This window comes from Kutzneria sp. NPDC052558, from assembly GCF_044547355.1.
GTDB lineage: Bacteria > Actinomycetota > Actinomycetes > Mycobacteriales > Pseudonocardiaceae > Kutzneria.
In genome coordinates, this window is record NZ_JBIUAG010000042.1 from 58,867 (window position 1) to 75,795 (window position 16,929).

At 68.5% G+C, this 16,929-nt stretch carries 15 protein-coding genes; 5 read left to right on the forward strand and 10 right to left on the reverse strand.

All coding sequences use genetic code 11. The annotated features are described in order from the left end of the window. Positions 1–5: 5 nt before the first annotated feature. The gene (locus tag ACIG5F_RS43720; RefSeq protein ID WP_396526159.1) at positions 6–1,328 is read left to right on the forward strand and encodes a group II intron reverse transcriptase/maturase; all 1,323 of its coding nucleotides are present in this window, start codon (positions 6–8) and stop codon (positions 1,326–1,328) included. Continuing rightward, complete coding sequence (locus ACIG5F_RS43725) at positions 1,261–1,908, forward strand: HNH endonuclease (RefSeq protein ID WP_396526141.1); 648 nt, start codon at positions 1,261–1,263, stop codon at positions 1,906–1,908. Before ACIG5F_RS43720 ends, ACIG5F_RS43725 begins: the two co-directional genes overlap by 68 nt. Here ACIG5F_RS43725 and ACIG5F_RS43730 read toward each other — a convergent pair. From ACIG5F_RS43730 to ACIG5F_RS43740, 3 genes are all read right to left on the reverse strand, one after another. Further along, complete coding sequence (locus ACIG5F_RS43730; RefSeq protein WP_396526160.1) at positions 1,839–2,453, reverse strand: transposase; 615 nt, start codon at positions 2,451–2,453, stop codon at positions 1,839–1,841. The genes ACIG5F_RS43725 and ACIG5F_RS43730 overlap by 70 nt on opposite strands. Before the next feature lie 61 nt (positions 2,454–2,514). Further along, positions 2,515–2,922: a GFA family protein gene (locus ACIG5F_RS43735; RefSeq protein WP_396526142.1), complete on the reverse strand. Its 408-nt coding sequence runs from the start codon at positions 2,920–2,922 to the stop codon at positions 2,515–2,517. A gap of 115 nt (positions 2,923–3,037) precedes the next feature. Continuing rightward, a complete protein-coding gene (locus ACIG5F_RS43740) occupies positions 3,038–3,421 on the reverse strand; it encodes a MerR family transcriptional regulator (protein ID WP_396526143.1) in 384 nt (127 codons plus the stop codon). A gap of 57 nt (positions 3,422–3,478) precedes the next feature. On the opposite strand from ACIG5F_RS43740, the gene ACIG5F_RS43745 reads away from it, so the two are divergent. Further along, positions 3,479–4,537: an aldo/keto reductase gene (locus ACIG5F_RS43745; protein WP_396526144.1), complete on the forward strand. Its 1,059-nt coding sequence runs from the start codon at positions 3,479–3,481 to the stop codon at positions 4,535–4,537. Here ACIG5F_RS43745 and ACIG5F_RS43750 read toward each other — a convergent pair. The 7 genes from ACIG5F_RS43750 to ACIG5F_RS43780 all read right to left on the reverse strand — a co-directional run bounded on the left by ACIG5F_RS43750 (position 4,534) and on the right by ACIG5F_RS43780 (position 14,194). Continuing rightward, positions 4,534–5,643 carry an aromatic ring-hydroxylating dioxygenase subunit alpha gene (locus ACIG5F_RS43750; RefSeq protein ID WP_396526145.1) on the reverse strand — a complete coding sequence of 370 codons (1,110 nt, stop codon included), beginning with the start codon at positions 5,641–5,643 and terminating at the stop codon, positions 4,534–4,536. The two genes, ACIG5F_RS43745 and ACIG5F_RS43750, sit on opposite strands and share 4 nt — an antisense overlap. A 14-nt stretch (positions 5,644–5,657) precedes the next feature. Beyond that, positions 5,658–8,030 carry an FAD-dependent oxidoreductase gene (locus tag ACIG5F_RS43755; protein ID WP_396526146.1) on the reverse strand — a complete coding sequence of 791 codons (2,373 nt, stop codon included), beginning with the start codon at positions 8,028–8,030 and terminating at the stop codon, positions 5,658–5,660. Beyond that, the gene (locus ACIG5F_RS43760) at positions 8,030–9,535 is read right to left on the reverse strand and encodes an APC family permease (RefSeq protein WP_396526147.1); all 1,506 of its coding nucleotides are present in this window, start codon (positions 9,533–9,535) and stop codon (positions 8,030–8,032) included. The genes ACIG5F_RS43755 and ACIG5F_RS43760 overlap by 1 nt, the downstream gene beginning before the upstream one ends. Then, positions 9,532–11,169 (reverse strand): choline dehydrogenase, encoded by a 1,638-nt coding sequence (gene betA, locus ACIG5F_RS43765; protein WP_396526148.1) that lies wholly within the window; start codon positions 11,167–11,169, stop codon positions 9,532–9,534. Before betA ends, ACIG5F_RS43760 begins: the two co-directional genes overlap by 4 nt. Before the next feature lie 5 nt (positions 11,170–11,174). Beyond that, positions 11,175–12,638, reverse strand: a complete 1,464-nt coding sequence (locus tag ACIG5F_RS43770) for an aldehyde dehydrogenase family protein (RefSeq protein ID WP_396526149.1) — start codon at positions 12,636–12,638, stop codon at positions 11,175–11,177. Positions 12,639–12,719: 81 nt separating this feature from the next. Further along, positions 12,720–13,877, reverse strand: coding sequence for an NAD(P)/FAD-dependent oxidoreductase (locus ACIG5F_RS43775; RefSeq protein ID WP_396526150.1), 1,158 nt, complete (start codon positions 13,875–13,877; stop codon positions 12,720–12,722). Continuing rightward, positions 13,877–14,194 carry a bifunctional 3-phenylpropionate/cinnamic acid dioxygenase ferredoxin subunit gene (locus ACIG5F_RS43780; protein ID WP_396526161.1) on the reverse strand — a complete coding sequence of 106 codons (318 nt, stop codon included), beginning with the start codon at positions 14,192–14,194 and terminating at the stop codon, positions 13,877–13,879. The genes ACIG5F_RS43775 and ACIG5F_RS43780 overlap by 1 nt, the downstream gene beginning before the upstream one ends. A gap of 105 nt (positions 14,195–14,299) precedes the next feature. Here ACIG5F_RS43780 and ACIG5F_RS43785 point away from each other — a divergent pair, with 105 nt between their 5' ends. Together ACIG5F_RS43785 and ACIG5F_RS43790 are read left to right on the forward strand one after the other, a co-directional pair. Further along, positions 14,300–15,073: an IclR family transcriptional regulator gene (locus ACIG5F_RS43785; protein ID WP_396526151.1), complete on the forward strand. Its 774-nt coding sequence runs from the start codon at positions 14,300–14,302 to the stop codon at positions 15,071–15,073. A gap of 538 nt (positions 15,074–15,611) precedes the next feature. Beyond that, complete coding sequence (locus tag ACIG5F_RS43790) at positions 15,612–16,709, forward strand: DUF222 domain-containing protein (RefSeq protein ID WP_396526152.1); 1,098 nt, start codon at positions 15,612–15,614, stop codon at positions 16,707–16,709. Positions 16,710–16,929: the final 220 nt, after the last annotated feature.

The window sequence follows — 16,929 nt, forward strand, 5'->3', positions numbered from 1 at the left end:
GGTTTATCGAAGGTGACATCTCCGACTGTTTCGGGTCTCTCGATCACAATGTGATGATCACGACCCTAGCTGAGAAGATCCACGATAGCCGGTTCCTGCGGCTGCTGCGAAACATGCTGAAAGCCGGATACCTGGAGGACTGGACGTGGGGTGTCACCCTATCGGGCGCCCCACAGGGCGGTGTCGTCTCACCTATCCTCTCAAATATATACCTGCACAAGCTAGACGAATTTGTCGAAACAGTACTCGTCCCCGAATACACCCGGGGACACCTCAGGGCGCGTAACCCGCCCTACGTGAAGGTGGCCAAGGCGCTGGAGCGGGCACGCGAACGCGGCGACCGGGCGCAAGCCCGAACACTGCGCCAGCAGTTGCACACCCTGCCGAGCAAGGATCCACAGGATCCCCACTACCGGCGGCTGCGCTATAACCGCTACGCCGATGACCATCTTCTGGGATTTACCGGGCCGAGAGCCGAAGCCGAGGCCATCAAACAGCGACTGGCGGATTTCCTGCGTGACGAACTCAAGCTGGAACTATCGCCAAACAAAACGCTGATCACGCACGCCCGCACCCGGGCAGCGCGATATCTCGGCTACGAGATCAGCGTGCAGCACAGTGACACCACATTGACCCAAGGGCAGCGACAGGTCAACGGGACAATTCGGTTAAGCGTGCCCACCGCTGTGATCACGACAAAGTGCGCCCCCTATCAGGTGCGCGGAAAACCCGCGCGCCGGTCAGCTCTCACACATTTCGACGACTACGACATCGTCCGAACCTGCGGGGCTGAATACCGGGGGATTGTCCAGTACTATCTTCTCGCCCACAACGTCTCACGGCTTTCCCGACTACAGTGGGTCGCCGAGACGGCGATGCTGAAGACGCTGGCAGCCAAGCATAATTCCACGGTGTCAAAGATGGCGGCCCGCTACAAGGCCAAAATCACGACGCCGCACGGGATGCGCACCTGCTTTGAAGCCAGCCGACCCCGCGAGGGCAAGAAGCCGCTGGTCGCTCGATTCGGCGGAATCCCACTCACCCGGCAGCGGGACGCGGTCCTCACCGACCGCATCCCGACCCAGATCGGCTACGCCCGCAAGGAGCTGATCACTCGGCTCCTAAACGGACAGTGCGAGCTCTGCCAGAAGACGGACCACATACAAGTACACCAAGTCCGCTCGCTGGCTGACCTCACGCGATCTGGAACCAGCAGGCCCGCGTGGATGGCCACCATGGCACGGAAACGGCGCAAAACCCTTGTGGTCTGCCAATCCTGTCACGACCTCATCCACAGCGAGCAGCCAACCGCGCAACTCACGGCATAATCACTGGAGAGCCGGATGCTCGGAAACGGGCCAGTCCGGTTCGGCGGGGGACCATGCGGAAAAGGACCTGCCCAACAGGCACCTCGCCGCGTGGTCTACCCAGTTCGAAATCGCCCTCGGCAGCGACCAACTACCCGACGAGGGTGGCGAGAAGCCGCACCTGAACCTGACGATGTCCTTCAAGGACTTCCAGGAGCAGAAGGGCACCGCCGACGTGGAGAACCTGGGGCCGCTCAACGCCGCCTCGGTACGACGGATCGCCTGCGACAGCAAAATCCTCCGAGTGGTGCTGGGGGCCAAGTCCGAAGTCCTGGACATCGGGCGGGCATCCCGGACGATCCCCAACGCCATACGGAGAGCCCTGATCCACCGGGACAAAGGGTGCGCATTTCCCGGATGCGGCCGCCCACCGCGGCAATGCCACGCCCACCACATCGTTCACTGGGCTGACGGAGGACCGACCAGCCTGGACAACCTCGTGCTGCTCTGCTCACGCGACCACCGGCTCATTCACCACGGGGGCTGGACGGTGAAGATCAACGACGGCCTGCCGGAGTTCAGCAACGGGCGCGGGGAGTGACAGTCGTTGGCCCGGCGGCGATCGTCTGGGGCGTGCATGACAGAGCTGTGGTCCACGTGATCACGGCGTGCGGGACGATCGCCGCCCGGTAGGACGTTGAACCACGCTCGATCACGTTGCGGCCCCGGTAACCCACCGGATCGAACACCGGCGGCCGGCCGCCCCGAGACCCCCGGCGAACCCGGTGGCCGGCCAGAACAGCCGGTACCGGGATCACCGCGCGGATCCCGCGCGTGCGCAGAAGAGCCCGGATCGACCGCGACGAATACGCCCTGTCGTCCCGTGCCCGATCCGGCGGCGTTCGTGCTCTGCCCCCGTCCTAGACGCGATAGCAGCACATCCCACATGCCCGCAGAGCCGGCGATGCCAGGTCCAGATCGGCTGCCACGGCCCGAGGACGGCACGTCCCGCCACGCGATCCCGCATCGGTCGCGGTAGACGATGACCTCCATCGTCGACAGCGCATCCGCGAACGGCTGGCCCTGCCGATGCGTCCGCGCCGGCGACAAGTCCTCGATCAACGGCCACTGCTCGTCAGACAGCAGTGGGGCGGGGTTTCGGCGGCCAGGGTCTCAGCATCCCTCCACAATGTCTGTCAGACGCGCGCTAGGCCTTCAGGTCGCCGTCGAACCGGGGCCGGGTCGGGCTCGGCTCGATCCAGTCCTGGGCCCGCCGCCACCAGACCTCGGCCACGGGGTTCACACCGCTGCGATCGTCGAGGGTGCCGGCCTTGACGATGATGATCTCCGGCCGCTCGTGCATGACGGTGAAGATCGGCGTGCCGCAGTCGCCGCAGAACAGGCGGTCGCGCAGGTGCCCGTTCTCGGCGCCGACGGTCTGGTGGGAGCGGGGCGTGCCGGTGATCTCCACCGCGTCCCGCGCCACCAGCACGTTCACCGAGAACGCCGAGCCACTGTGCCGCTGGCATTCCTCGCAGTGGCACAGCACCACGGCGTCGGGCTTCGCGGTGAGCCGGTAGCTGATCGCCCCGCACAGGCAGTGTCCGCTGTTCATGTGACGTTCTCTTCTCTCGACGAATGACCCCGTCGAGAGTGCCTCGACCGCGCGGTGGTCAGCCAGCTCCAGCTCTGCGTACCACCGGCGGGGACAGGATCGTGGTCGCGCACGACTAGTGGCCGGCGAGATGGTCCTCGTACTTGGCGACCTTGTACCTGATCACGTCCAGGCAGCGGTTGAGCTCGGCGATCTGCTCGACGACCTGCTGCTCGTGCTGGCGCAGCAGGCCGAGGCGCTCCTGCTCGTTGCCGTCGCCCTGCCGGACGAGCTCGGTGTACCGGCGGATCAGGGGCACCGGCATGCCGGAGGCCCGCAGCAGAATGCACAGCCGCAGCCACTCGACGTCGTCCTCGCTGTAGAGCCGCCGGCCGCCGGCGGCCCGGCGCACCGGGTTGGCGAGGATGCCCTCCCGCTCGTAGAAGCGCAGGGCATGCACGCTCAGTCCGGTGCGTTCGGCGACCTCGCCGATGCTCAACTCGGGTGTGTCCACGGACATGCCCGCCAGAGTACGGCCTTGACCTAGAGTCGACTCTAGTTCCTAGGGTCTCACGGCATGACCACGCGTTACCGCCGACTCGGCGGCACCGGCATCGACGTGAGCGTGCACTGCCTGGGGGCCATGATGTTCGGCGCCGTCGGCAACCCCGACCACGACGACTGCGTCCGTATCGTGCACGCCGCCCTCGACCAGGGCATCAACTTCGTCGACACCGCCGACATGTATTCCTCGGGCGAGTCCGAGGAGATCGTCGGCAAGGCGCTGAGCGGCCGCCGCGACGACGTCGTGCTGGCCACCAAGGTGCACTTCCCAATGGGCGAGGGCCCCAACCGGAGCGGCAACTCGCGGCGCTGGATCGTCAAAGAGGTCGAGCAGAGCCTGCGGCGGCTGCGGACCGACTGGATCGACCTCTACCAGGTCCATCGCTTCGACCCCGAGACCGACGTCGAGGAAACCCTCGGCGTGCTGACGGACCTGGTGCGGCAGGGCAAGATCCGCGCGTTCGGCTGCTCGATGTTCCCGGTCGAGCGGCTCGTCGAGGCCCATCACGTCGCCGAACGCCGTGGCCTGCACCGTTTCCGGACCGAGCAGCCGCCGTATTCCCTGCTGGCCCGCTGGGTCGAGACCTCGGTGCTGCCGACCTGCCGGCGTTACGGGATGGGCGTGCTGACCTTCGCCCCGCTCGCCTCGGGATTCCTGTCCGGCCGCTACCGCAGGGACCGGCCGGTCGACCTGACCACCGGCCGGGCCGCGCTCACGCCCTCCCGCTTCGACCCCACGGTCGCGGACAACGCCGCCAAGTTCGAGGCGGTCGAACAGCTCGCCGAACTGGCCGCGGACCTCGGCTGCTCGCTACCCGAGCTCGCGGTGGCCTTTCCCGCCGCGCATCCCGGGGTCACGTCGGTGATCATCGGTCCCCGGACCATGGACCAGTTGGACAGTCTCGTGAAGGCCGCCTCGCTCACCCTTGACGACGCCGCCCTCGACCGCATCGACGAGATCGTGCCGCCGGGAACCAACCTGTACAAGGAACACGGCCCCTGGACTCCGCCGGAACTGGGCGATGCCGACCGGCGCCGGCGCCCGCTCGCGGACCGCGCGGCGGGCAGCTAGGCGTTGGCCAGCTTGGCCTGGAGCCACTCGTGGAAGGCGCCGATGTGGTGCTCGCTCGGAACCAGGACGCCGCCCTTGGCGTAGGCACGGGAGTTCATGGCCGGCTGACAGCGTTCGCAGGCCTCGAAGTCCTGCTCGTTGACCCGGTGGAAGAGCTCGACCGAGCGGGAGACGTCCTTGCCGGAGTCCACAACGGACGGCAGGTAGAGCCAGTCGCACTCGACGACGGTGCGGTCGGCGGCCAGCGGGAACATGCGGTGCAGGATCACGTGGTCGGGCACCAGGTTGATGAACACCTGGGGCTTGACGGTGATGGCGTAGTAGCGGCGGTCCTGGTCCTCGGTCACGGTGGGGATGCGGTCCAGGCCCGAGCCGCCGTCGACGGTGAAGCCCTGGATGTCCTCGCCGAACTCGGCCCCGTGGCCGACGTAGTACTGGGCGGCCAGGCCCTCGGTGAACTCCGGCAGCACCTCGGTGAGCTCGGGGTGGATGGTGGCGCAGTGGTAGCACTCCATGAAGTTCTCGACGATGAGCTTCCAGTTGGCCTTGACGTCGTAGACGATGCGCCGGCCCACGGAGAGGTTGGCGGTGTCGTAGTGGTCGATGGCCGTGGCATCGCCCAACCGCTCGGTGCACGCGCCGATGACATCGTCCTCAAAGGACGGCGGCTTGTCGGCCAGGCACACCCAGACGTAGCCCAGCCATTCCCGGACGTGCACGTTGACCAGGCCGTACTCGACCCGGTCGATGTCGGGCATCTTGGTCAGGTTGGGGGCGGCGATGAGCTTGCCGTCCAGGCCGTAGGTCCAGGCGTGGTAAGGACACTGGAATGCCCGCTTGACCTCGCCCTCGTCGTCCACGCAGAGCTTGGCCCCGCGATGCCGGCAGATGTTGAGGAATGCCTTGACCGCGCCGTCTCTGGCCCGCGAGACCAGGACGCTCTCCCGTCCGATCTGGACGGTGCGGAACCGGCCCGGGGTGGGGATGTCCGAGGCCCTGACGGCGCAGAACCACATCGCCTCGAAGACACGCTCCTGCTCCTGCCGGAAGATGTCCGGATCGGTGTAGTACGCGCCGGGTAGTGTGGGGATGAGGCTGGCGGTCACGGACGATTCCCCTCTCACCGGCGGATTCTGGCCATCTCGGGATCGAACAGCGGCTCGGCGCGGACCGTGGCCGGGATCTTCTCCCCGAAGTACTCGATCGTCACCGCGGCCCCGGGCTCGGCCACGGCCGGCGGCAGCCAGGCGTAGGCGATGGTCCGGCCGACGCTGTAGCCGAAGGAGGCGCTGGTGACGTAGCCGACGGCGGTGCCGTTGCACCACACGGGTTCCTTGCCCAGCACCACGGAGCCGGGCTCGTCGATGGTGAGGCAGGCCAGTTTCCGCTGCACCGGGCGGTCTTCCAACGCCTTGCGCCCGACGAAGTCGCCCTTGTCCATCCGCACGGCGAAGTCCAGGCCGGCCTCGGAGGGCGAGTGCTCGGGCGTCATGTCGGCGCCCCATGACCGGTAGCCCTTCTCCAGCCGCAGGCTGTTGAAGGCGCTGCGGCCGGCGGCGATGACGCCGTGCTCCCGCCCGGCCGCCCACAGCGTGTCCCAGAGCTTGAGGCCCATGTCGGCGGTGGTGTAGATCTCCCAGCCGAGTTCGCCCACATAGGACAGTCGCATGGCGGTGACCGGGACCATGCCGAGATGGGCCCGCTTGGCCCGGAAGTAGCCGAAGGCCTTGTGCGAGAAGTCCTGGTCCACCAACGGTTGCACGAGGTCGCGGGCCAGCGGTCCCCACACCCCGAGACAGCAGGTGCCGGCGGTGATGTCCCGCACCGTGACGTCGGACGGGACTCGGCGCAGCATCCAGTCCAGGTCGAGGTTGCCGTTGGCGCCGACCTGGAACAGGTTCTCGCCCAGCCTGGCCACGGTGAGGTCGCTGCGGATGCCACCGGTCTCGTCCAGCATCAGCGTGTACGTCACCGAGCCGACCGACTTGGCCAGGTTGTTGGTGGTCAGGCCCTGAAGGAAGGCCAGCGCCCCGGGGCCGGCGACTTCCAGGCGCTTCAACGGGGTCATGTCGTACAGGGCGACCCGCTCGCGGGTGACACGGGCCTCGGCGGCGGCGATCGGCGACCAGTAGCGGGCCGCCCAGTCGTCCCGTTCGGGCACGTCGATCCGCTCGACCAGGGACTCGTTGGCCTCGAACCAGTGCGGCCGCTCCCAGCCGGCGGCCTCCAGGAACATGCCGCCCAGCTCCTGGTGCCGCTCGTGGAACGGCGATGTCCGAAGTGGACGCGGCGACTCCATGGGCTGCAACGGGTGCAGGATGTCATACACCTCGACGAAGTTCTGCTGACCGCGTTCCAACACATAGGAAGGCGCCAGCTGGTGCTGCTCGAACCGGTTGAGGTCGCACTCGTGGGCGTCGATCGACGGCTGCCCGTCGACCAGCCACTCGGCCATCGCCCGGCCGACGCCGGCCGAGTGCGTCACCCACACCGCCTCGGCCACCCAGAACCCTTGCAGCGCGGGCGATTCCCCCATCAGCGGGAAGCCGTCCTGGGTGAAGGAGAAGACGCCGTTGAAGCCCTCCCCCACCGCCGCCCGGCCCAGGGCCGGCAGCAGCCGCGTGGACGCGGTCCAGGCGTCCTCGAAGTCCTCGGGCGTGAACGCCAGCATCGACGGCATCGGATGCGTTGGCAGATCGGCGATGTCGACCGGCATCGGCCGGTGCCCGTAGTAGCCGATGCCCAGCCGGTCGCCGTGTTCGCGGTAGTAGAGGTCCTCGCCCTGGTGCCGCAGGATCGGCATCCGGCCGGTGAGCCCGGCCACCGGCGTGGTCTTGGCGTACTGGTGGGCCAACGGCGTCAGCGGCACGGTCAGCCCGACGAGCTCGCCGACCGCCGGGCCCCAGAATCCGGCGCAGGACACCACGATGTCGGCGGCGAAGGTGTCGCTCTCGGTGCGCACGCCGGTGACCCGGCCGTGGGCCTGCTCGACGGCGACCACCTTCTGCCGGCCGACGAACAGCGCACCCCGGTCGATCGCCCGCCGGGCCTGCTTCTCACAGGCCAGCACGGCGTTGGCCAGGCCGTCGGTCGGGGTGTGGAGGCCGCCGAGAACATCCTTGCCCAGCAACGGAACCAGCGTCCGGCACTCGTCCGCGCCGATCAGCGTGGAGGGAATGCCCCACGAGGTGGCCCAACCGTGCCGGCGGGCCAGGTCGGCGTGCCGCTCCGGAGTTGTCGCCACCTCCAGCCCGCCGACCTGGCTGAACGCCCCGATGTCGCACAGCTTCCGCACGGTGTAGGCGGCCAGCTCGGCCATGGTCTTCGACGGGTTGGTCTGGAACACCAGCCCCGGCGCGTGCGAGCTGGAGCCGCCGGTGGAGAACAGCGGCCCCTGGTCGAGCACCGTGACATCGGTCCAGCCGCGCTCGGTGAGCTCATCGGCCAGCGCGCAGCCGACCACCCCGGCGCCGATGACCACGACCTTGGGCATCAGACCGCCTCCTCCGCGGTGACAGGAGCTTCAGCGGCGTGGTCGGCGAGCACGCCGGTGTTGTGCCGCAACACAAACCAGTAATAGCCGAAGCCGAGCAGCGCCACCAGACCCACGAACAACACCGCACCCCACTGGAGGAACCAGTGGAACGGCGGCGTCGGGTTGTAGACCTCGCTGCGCGGCCAGGCCAGGTTGATCGCCATGCCCGCACCCCACAGCACGGCCAGGATGTTCACCGGCAAACCCCAGCGCCCCAACGAGAACCCGTCCTCGGGCGCGTCCTTGCCCGGCCACGTGCCCCGCAGCCGGGCGATCAGCATGGGCAGCGTGACCAGCAGGTAGGCCACGTAGATCAGCACCACGCCGATGCTGGTGACCAGCTGGAAGATCTGCGGCTGGCCGATGTTGACCACCAGCAGGATCACCGCGATGATCCCGATCAGCACCGCCGGCCGGACCGGGGTGCGCTGCTTGCCGTGCACCTTGGCCAGCCAGGAGCCGGCCGGCAGGTTGTTGTCCCTGGCCATGGCGAAGGTCATCCGGATGGCCGCGGTGTGCACGGCCAGGATGCACACGGTGATCGCGATGGCCACCGCCACCAGGAACACCTTGCCCAGCCCCGAACCGAGCACGTCGATCACCACGTACTGCAAACCGATCGTGCTCAGCTCGGGCGCGTTGATGTTGCGCACGGCCATCAGGGCCAGCAGCAGGATCAGGCCGCCGATGACAAACGAGGCGATCAGCGCGCGCAGGATGGCCCGCGGCGCGTTCTTGCGCGGGTTCACCGATTCCTCGCCGAGCGAGCTGGCGGTGTCGAATCCGTACATGACGTAGGCCGAGGCCAGCGAGCCGACCAGGAACGCGCCGAAGTAGCCCAGCGGCACGCCGTCGCCCTTGTTGGCGGTGTCCAGCACGACCTGCGGCCCGCGCACGACGGCGAAGGCCAGCAGCACCACCAGCAGCACGGCGGCGATCAGCTCGATGAACACGCCGGCGCTGTTGATGCGGGCCATCAGCTTGGTGCTCCAGGCGTTGACCGCCGTGCTGAACACGATCAGCACCGTGCCCAGGATGACCGCGTTGACCGCGTTGTCCGGCGCGATCTGGAAGAAGCCGGCGATCTGCGGCAGCGTGATCTGGTAGGCCAGCGCCACCGAGGCCACCGTGACGACCGAGGCCACCAGCATCATCCAGCCGGCCAGCCAGGCCACGTGCGGGCTGCCGAGCTTCTTGGACCAGTTGTAGATCGAGCCGGCCACCGGGTAGCGGGCCGAGAGCTCGGCGAAGCACAGGGCGATCATCAGCTGGCCGACGAACACCATCGGCCACGACCACCAGTTGGCCGGGCCGCCGACCGAGAAGCCGAAGTAGAACATCTGGAAGGTGCCGGTGAGGATGGAGATGTAGCTGATGCCGGCGGCGAAGGTGTGGAAGTTGCCCAGGGTTCTCTCGAACTCCTGTTTGTACCCTAACTCGGTGACTCCGTGTCCGTCGCTCACGACTGCTCCCGGTGGCGGTAGAACTGGACCTCGACCGGCGGCAGGGGCGGCCGGCCGAGGATCAGGTCCGCGGACTTCTCCGCGATCATCATGGTCGGCGCGTAGATGTTGCCGTTGGTGACATAGGGCATCACCGACGCGTCGACGACCCGCAGCCCGTCGACTCCGTGCACCCGCAACGTCTCCGGGTCCACGACGGACTGCTCGTCCACCCCCATCCGGCACGTGCACGAGGGGTGCAGCGCCGTTTCCGCGTCCTTGGCCACCCAGGCCAGGATCTCCTCGTCGGTCTGCACCGACGGCCCCGGCGAGATCTCCCCGCCGCTGTACTCGTCGAATGCCTGCTGCGTCAGGATGTCACGCGCGACCCGGATCGCCTCCACCCACTCGCGGCGGTCCTGGTCGGTGCTCAGGTAGTTGAACCGCAGCGCCGGCTTGACCTTCGGGTCCTTCGAGGTGATCTTCACCGAGCCGCGGGCGTCGGAGTACATCGGTCCGATGTGGACCTGGTAGCCGTGGTCGCCGGCCGGCAGGGAACCGTCGTAGCGCACGGCGATCGGCAGGAAGTGGAACATCAGGTTCGGGTAGTCCACGTCCTCGTTGCTACGGGCGAAGCCGCCGCCCTCGAAGTGGTTGGTGGCGCCCGGTCCCTTGCGGAACAGCCATTGCAGGCCCACGAAGGGCTTGCGGTACCACTTCATGTACGGCGCGACCGACACCGGTTTGGTGCAGGCGTACTGGATGTAGACCTCCAGGTGGTCCTGGAGGTGCTCGCCCACGCCCGGCAGGTCGTGCACCACGTCGATGCCCAACGCCTTGAGCTCGTCGGCGTTGCCGACCCCGGACAGCTGGAGCAGCTGCGGGGAGTTGATCGCGCCGCCGCACAGGATCACTTCGCCGGCGCGGACTTCCCGCGTCCGTCCACCTTGGACGTACTCCACGCCGACGGCCTTCTTGCCCTCGAACAGGATCCGGGTGGTGAAGGCCCGGGTCTTGACCGCCAGGTTGGGACGCTTGCGCACGGGGTGCAGGTAGGCCCGGGCGGCGCTGAGCCGGCGGCCTCGGGTCAGGTTGCGGTCGAAGGGGGCGAAGCCCTCCTGCCGGTAGCCGTTCACGTCGTCGGTGAGCGAGTAGCCGGCCTGTTGCACCGCCTGGAAGAACGCCCGGAACAGCGGGCTGTCGGCCGGGCCGCGCTCCAGCACCAGCGGCCCGTCGCCGCCGCGGAACTCGTCCGCGCCGGCCAGGCAGTTCTCCATCTTCTTGAAGTAGGGCAGGCAGTGCGCGTAGTCCCAGGACTTCATGCCCTCGTCGCCGGCCCACCGCTCGTAGTCCAGCGGGTTGCCGCGCTGGAAGATCATGCCGTTGATGCTGGACGAGCCGCCGAGCACCTTGCCGCGGGCGTGGTAGATGCGCCGGCCGCCCATCGCCGGCTCCGGCTCCGACTCGTACTTCCAGTCGTAGAACCGGTTTCCGATCGGCATGGTCAGCGCCGCCGGCATGTGCACCAGCGGGTCGAAGATGTAGTCGGGCCGGCCGGCCTCCAGCACCAGCACCTTCACGGCGGGGTCGGCGGACAGTCGGTTGGCCAGGCAGCTGCCGGCGGATCCCCCGCCGACCACCACGAAGTCGTACATCCTTATCACCCCGGGAACAGGCCGAGTGGTTTCGGATCGGTGTTGGTGTAGACGTGTTTCGCCTCGCGGTACTCGTCGAGGCCGGTGGGCCCGAGCTCGCGGCCGATGCCGGACCGCTTGAAGCCGCCCCATTCGGCCTGGGGCAGGTACGGGTGGAAGTCGTTGACCCACACGGTGCCGTGCCGCAGCGCGCCGGCGACCCGGGCGGCCTTGCCGGCGTCGCGCGTCCACACCGCGCCGGCCAGGCCGTAGTCCGTGTCGTTGCCGAGTTCGATCGCCTCGTCCTCGGTGGCGAACCGCTCCGCGGTCAGGATGGGTCCGAACGTCTCCTCCCGCACGACGGTCATGTCGCGGCGGCAGTCCGCGAACACCGTCGGCCGGTAGAAGAATCCTTGCTGCAACTCGGGTTCGGTCGGCCGGCGGCCGCCGGCCAGCAGCTTCGCCCCCTCGGCCACGGCCGTCTCCACGTACCGCTCGATCTTGGCCCGGTGCTCGGCCGAGACCAGCGGGCCGCTCTGGCTGGTCTCGTCCAGCCCGTTGCCGATGCGGATCCGGTCGGCGCGGGCGGCGATCTCGGCCACGAACTCGTCGTAGATGCTGTCCTGCACCAGAAGCCGGGCCCCGGCCGAGCAGACCTGGCCGGCGTGCAGGAAAACGGCGTTGAGCGCCTGGTCCTTGGCCGCGTCCAGGTCGGCGTCGGCGAACACGATGTTGGGGTTCTTGCCGCCCAACTCCAGCGCGACCTTCTTGATGTTGCCGGCGGCCGCGACCATGATCCGCTGCCCGGTGGCCAAGCCGCCGGTGAACGACACCAGGTCCACGTCGTGGCTCTCGGCCAGCGCCGCGCCCACGGTGGCGCCCGCGCCCAGCACCAGGTTGACCACGCCGGCCGGGATGCCGGCCTCCTCGATCAGCCGGACCAGCTTGATCGTGGTCAGCGGCGTGACCTCGCTCGGCTTGACCACCATGGTGTTGCCGGCGGCCAGCGCCGGCGCGATCTTCCAGGACGCCTGGAGCAGCGGGTAGTTCCACGGCGTGATCAGCGCGCAGACGCCGACCGGCTCGTAGACGATCCTGCTCTGGGTGACCGGATTTCCGGTGTCCACCACCCGGCCGGGGTGCTTGTCGGCCAGGTCGGCGTAGTAGCGGAAGACGCGGACCACGTCGTCCACGTCGGCCCCGGCCTCGCCGAGGGTCTTGCCGGTGTCCAGGGTCTCGGTGTGGGCGATCTCGTCGCGGTCGCGCAGCAGGAGGTCGGCGACGGTGTTGAGCAGCGCCCCGCGCTCGACCGCCGGGGTCCGCGGCCACACCCCGCGATCGAAGGCCGCCTTGGCTGCGGCCACCGCTCTGAGGGCGTCCCCGGCGTCGGCCTCGGCGACTGTCGTGAGCACGCTGCCGTCGAACGGGTTGATCACTGGACGGGCGTCGTGCCCGGCCGTCCAGTGCCCGTCGATGAACAGTTCCGCCACGGGGACCCCCGATCACGGTTGTTTCTGATTACGCAACGGCACGCTGAATTCGCAACAGCATCGACCGTGGGGCCCCGTCCGTCAAGGGGCCAACACCGGCCGCGCCAGCTGCCGGCGCCACCGCGAGAACAGCTTCGGCTGGTTCATGCCGAGCACCCCGACCAGCAGGTCGCGCCGCTCGTAGACGGCCAGGAAGCTGCGGCGGTCCACGTCGCCCTCGATCACCCGGACGGTGTCGCCGTCGCGCCGCGTGCCGGCGAACTGGATGCGCACCCCGTACTGGTCCGACCAGAAATACGGCACGGACAGGTGCGGCCGCGGGGCGCCGAGCAGCGTCGCCGCCGCCGTCGCCGGCTGCTCCAGCGCATTCGTCCAGTGCTCCGACCGGTGCCGTTCGTGCAGGTGCACGCTGTACGACGCGGCGACATCGCCGACCGCCACCACCTCCGGCAACCCGGTGGCGCAGGCGGCATCCGTGACGACGCCGTTGCCCAACTCGAGGCCGGAGCCGTCCAGCCACTCCACGTTCGGCACCGCCCCGATGCCGACCACCACCACATCGGCCCGCAGATGCCGGCCGTCGGCCAACTCCACGCCGTGCACCCGCGACTCGCCGAGGATCCGCCGCACCGGGACGCCGGTGATCAGCTCGACGCCGTGGTCGGCGTGCAGGCCGGCGCACACCATGCCGAGTTCCTTGCCCAGCTGCGGCAGCAGGGGCAGCGGCTCGGCCTCGATCACCGTGACGTCCGCGCCCAGGTGCCGGGCCGTGGACGCCACCTCGGCCCCGATGAAGCCGGCCCCGACCACCACCAGCCGCACTCCCGGCACGAGGTCGGCGCGCAGCCGGATCGCGTCGTCCAGCGTGCGCAGGACGTGCACGCCGCCGACGCCTTCGGTGCCCGGCAGCCACCGCGCCCGCGCGCCGGTCGCGATCACCACGCCGTCGCAGCGCACGGTCTGGCCGGTGGACAGCTCGATGGAACGGTCACGAGCATCGAGCCTGAGGGCCCGCGCGCCCAGCCGCCAGTCGAGGTCCAGACCCTCATCGTCGGGCGTGCCCAGGCCGATGTCGGACGTCTTGCCGGCCAGGAAGTCCTTGGACAGCGGCGGCCGGTCGTAGGGCCGGTGCGGCTCGTCGCCGACGATCACCAGCCGGCCGTCGAAACCCTGCTGGCGCAGGGCCCGCGCGGTGGACAGGCCGGCCAGCGAGGCCCCGACCACGGCCGCGGTGCGCATCAGCAGGCCACTTCGCTGTGCGCCACCCGGATCACGCCGTCCTCGACGACCACCGGGTAGGTGCGGATCGGCTTGGTCGCCGGCGGGCCGCTGGGCCGGCCGGTGCGCAGGTCGAAACACGAGGCGTGCAGCGGGCACTCCACCTGGCAGCCCTCCAGCCAGCCGTCGGCCAGCGAGGCGTCCTGGTGCGTGCAGGTGTCGTCGACGGCGTAGAACTCGCCGTCCTCGGTGTGGAACACGGCGATCGGCGGGTCGACCGTGTCGATTCGCAGCGCCTCGCCAGGCGGCAGCTCGTCGACTCTGCACACCTCGATCACGTCGGCCTCCGGTTGCGCATAACACAACTTGTCGTGCTCCACGCAACAGAGTGCGGACGTGGCGATGCGCCGTCAAGGCTCCATCAGCTCGACTACAGTGCGTGCATGGCTTCGAGCGAGGGGTCGGCGGCCCTCGTGCAGTCCGTCGACCGCGCGGTGTCCGTCCTGGAACTGCTGGCCCTGCACGGCGAAATGGGCATCACCGAGCTGGCCGCCGAGCTGGGCGTGCACAAGTCCACGGCGTTCCGCCTGGTCTCCGTGCTCGACGGCCGCGGGCTGGTCGAACAGGCCGGCGACCGCGGCAAGTACCGCCTGGGCTTCGGCATCGTCCGCCTCGCCGGCGCCACCGCCGCCCAGATGGACCTGTCCCGCGAGAGCCGCCCCGTCTGTGAACGCCTGGCCGCCCAGGTCGGCGAGACCGTCAACGTCGCCATCCTCGACGGCGGCTACGCCATCAACGTCAGCCAGGTCCGCGGCAGCGCCACCGTCGCCACCATCAACTGGGTCGGCCAGCGCACCCCCCTGCACGCCACCTCCAGCGGCAAGGTCCTCCTGGCCAACCTGCCTTCCGGCGTCCGCGACGAACTGCTGGCCCGCCCCCTCACCATGTACACCCCTCGCACCATCACCGACCCCGGCCTGCTGCGCGCCGAACTCGACACCTGCGCCGACACCGGCTGGGCCTCGACGGCCGACGAGCTGGAGATCGGCTTGAACGCCGTCGCCGTCCCCATCCGTGGCATGGACGGCACCGTCGTGGCCGCCCTGAGCGTCTCCGGCCCCTCGTACCGGCTCACCACCGACCGCTTCCCCGAAGTCGCCCGCCTCGCGGCCGACGGCGCGAAGGAGATCAGCCACCGCATAGGCCACACCGGCTGACGCGAGTCACGTCCTCGGGCTGGAGAGTTCCGTCCTCGGGCCCACCCACTTACGCAACGACGCTGGAAGTGGCCCGAGGGCGGAACTCGCGGGGGTTGGGTGGGGTCTGGCGGGCTCCGGTTGGGGGCCGTTGTTCGGTTTGGGGGATACGGTGGGGTGGGGTGGGGGCTGTTTGGGGGGCGTTATCCAGGTGACTCCGGGGGCAGTTTGGTTAGTGACTCCGGGTGGATTTTGCGCGGAGACCTCTGGGCGATGGCGTATCAAGGCGCTATCGGGCAGGCTCCGCCTGCCTCGATACGCAAGAAGCTTATGCCATCGCCCCCCTCCGCGCAAAATCCACCCTCCGGAGCCTGAAGGTGTAGATCATTGTCGCCGTGGTGCTTTGGGTGGGGTCGTGATGCTGCTTGTGGGGTCGTCGCGATTATGCATGAAACACAGGTTCACCCGTTAGTGATTCGATTTGGATCTTGATGGGGAGTATTCTTGGGGTATGGAAGAAATCACCCGAGAGCTAGAGTCCGCTGAGCCTTCGGGAGCGATGCTGGACCTGCTCCTGAGTGCTGATCTTTCCACTCTCACCCCCGAGCAACAAGTCACCGCATTCATCGCGGCCCGCAAGATCACGGCGGTTGCCGACCATGCCCGGCTGTGCATTCTTCGGAATTTCGACGACCTGGCCGAGATGTCCATGGCCACCCACGAGTCCGAACAGTCCCTGTTCCGCCAGCAAGAACGCGCCGAGGTCCTAGACCGCCTGCCGCGCCTGTGTGAGCAGCTGCGGCGCGGGGAGATCGACCTGCGCCGGTTGGAGACCGTGGACGAGCGGGTGATCCACCTCGACCCCGCCACGATCCCCCAGATCGAAGACCAACTGGTCAAGGTCGCCGCCGAGCTCACCCGCACCCAACTCGCGCGCCGGACCACCAAGCTGGTCGCCGAGGCCGACCCGCTCGGCTACGAGCAGCGCCGCCAGAAGGCCCGCGACAAGGAACGCCGGATCGAGTTCTACCCCCTGCCCAACGGCATGGCCGAACTCCGCATCCGCATGTCCGCGATCGACGCCCGGCAGTGCTACGACATCGCCACCGCCGACGCCCGCGCCCTGTGCAAGGACTGCCGCACCACCGACCAGAAACGAGTCGACGCGTTCCTGGACCGCTTCCTGGGCTACGGCATCGACCGCAAAGTCCAGGTCCACGTCACCCTCTCCATGGAAACCCTCATGGGCTTGACCGAGGACCCGGGCCTGCTCGACGGCTACGGCCCCATCAGCGCCGACTCCGCCCGCGAACTCGCCATGCTCGGCCCCTGGCGCGGCGTCCTGCTCGACGAGTACCAGCGGGCCGCCGCGATGGCCACCCACCTCTACAAACCCCCAGCCCGCTGCCGCGAGTTCACCAAACTCCGCGACGGCGGCACCTGCTGCGCCCCCGGCTGCGTCAACCCCATCCAGGAAATCGACCACACCGTCCCCTGGCCCCAGGGCAAGACGAACCCGGACCAGCTCAAGGGCTACTGCCAACACCACCACCACCTCAAGCACGGCAACCACACCGTCACCCTGGATGAGGACGGGACCTTGCATTGGGTCACTCCTCAGGGCCGCCACTACACCACCCAACCGCACCAGTACTGACCACCACACATTCCCACCCTACCGCCCCGTCGCACCCGTTCTTTGACAATTCCACAGCGAACCGAAACACCCCCTCCAACAACACAAAGCCGGCAACCTGCGAAAGCACCTGGCAACGCAGACTCTCCGCTTCGACAATCGGAGGGTGGATTTTGTGTGGAGGGGGGCGATGGCATAAGCTTCTTGCGTATCGAGGCAGGCGGAGCCTGCCCGATAGCGC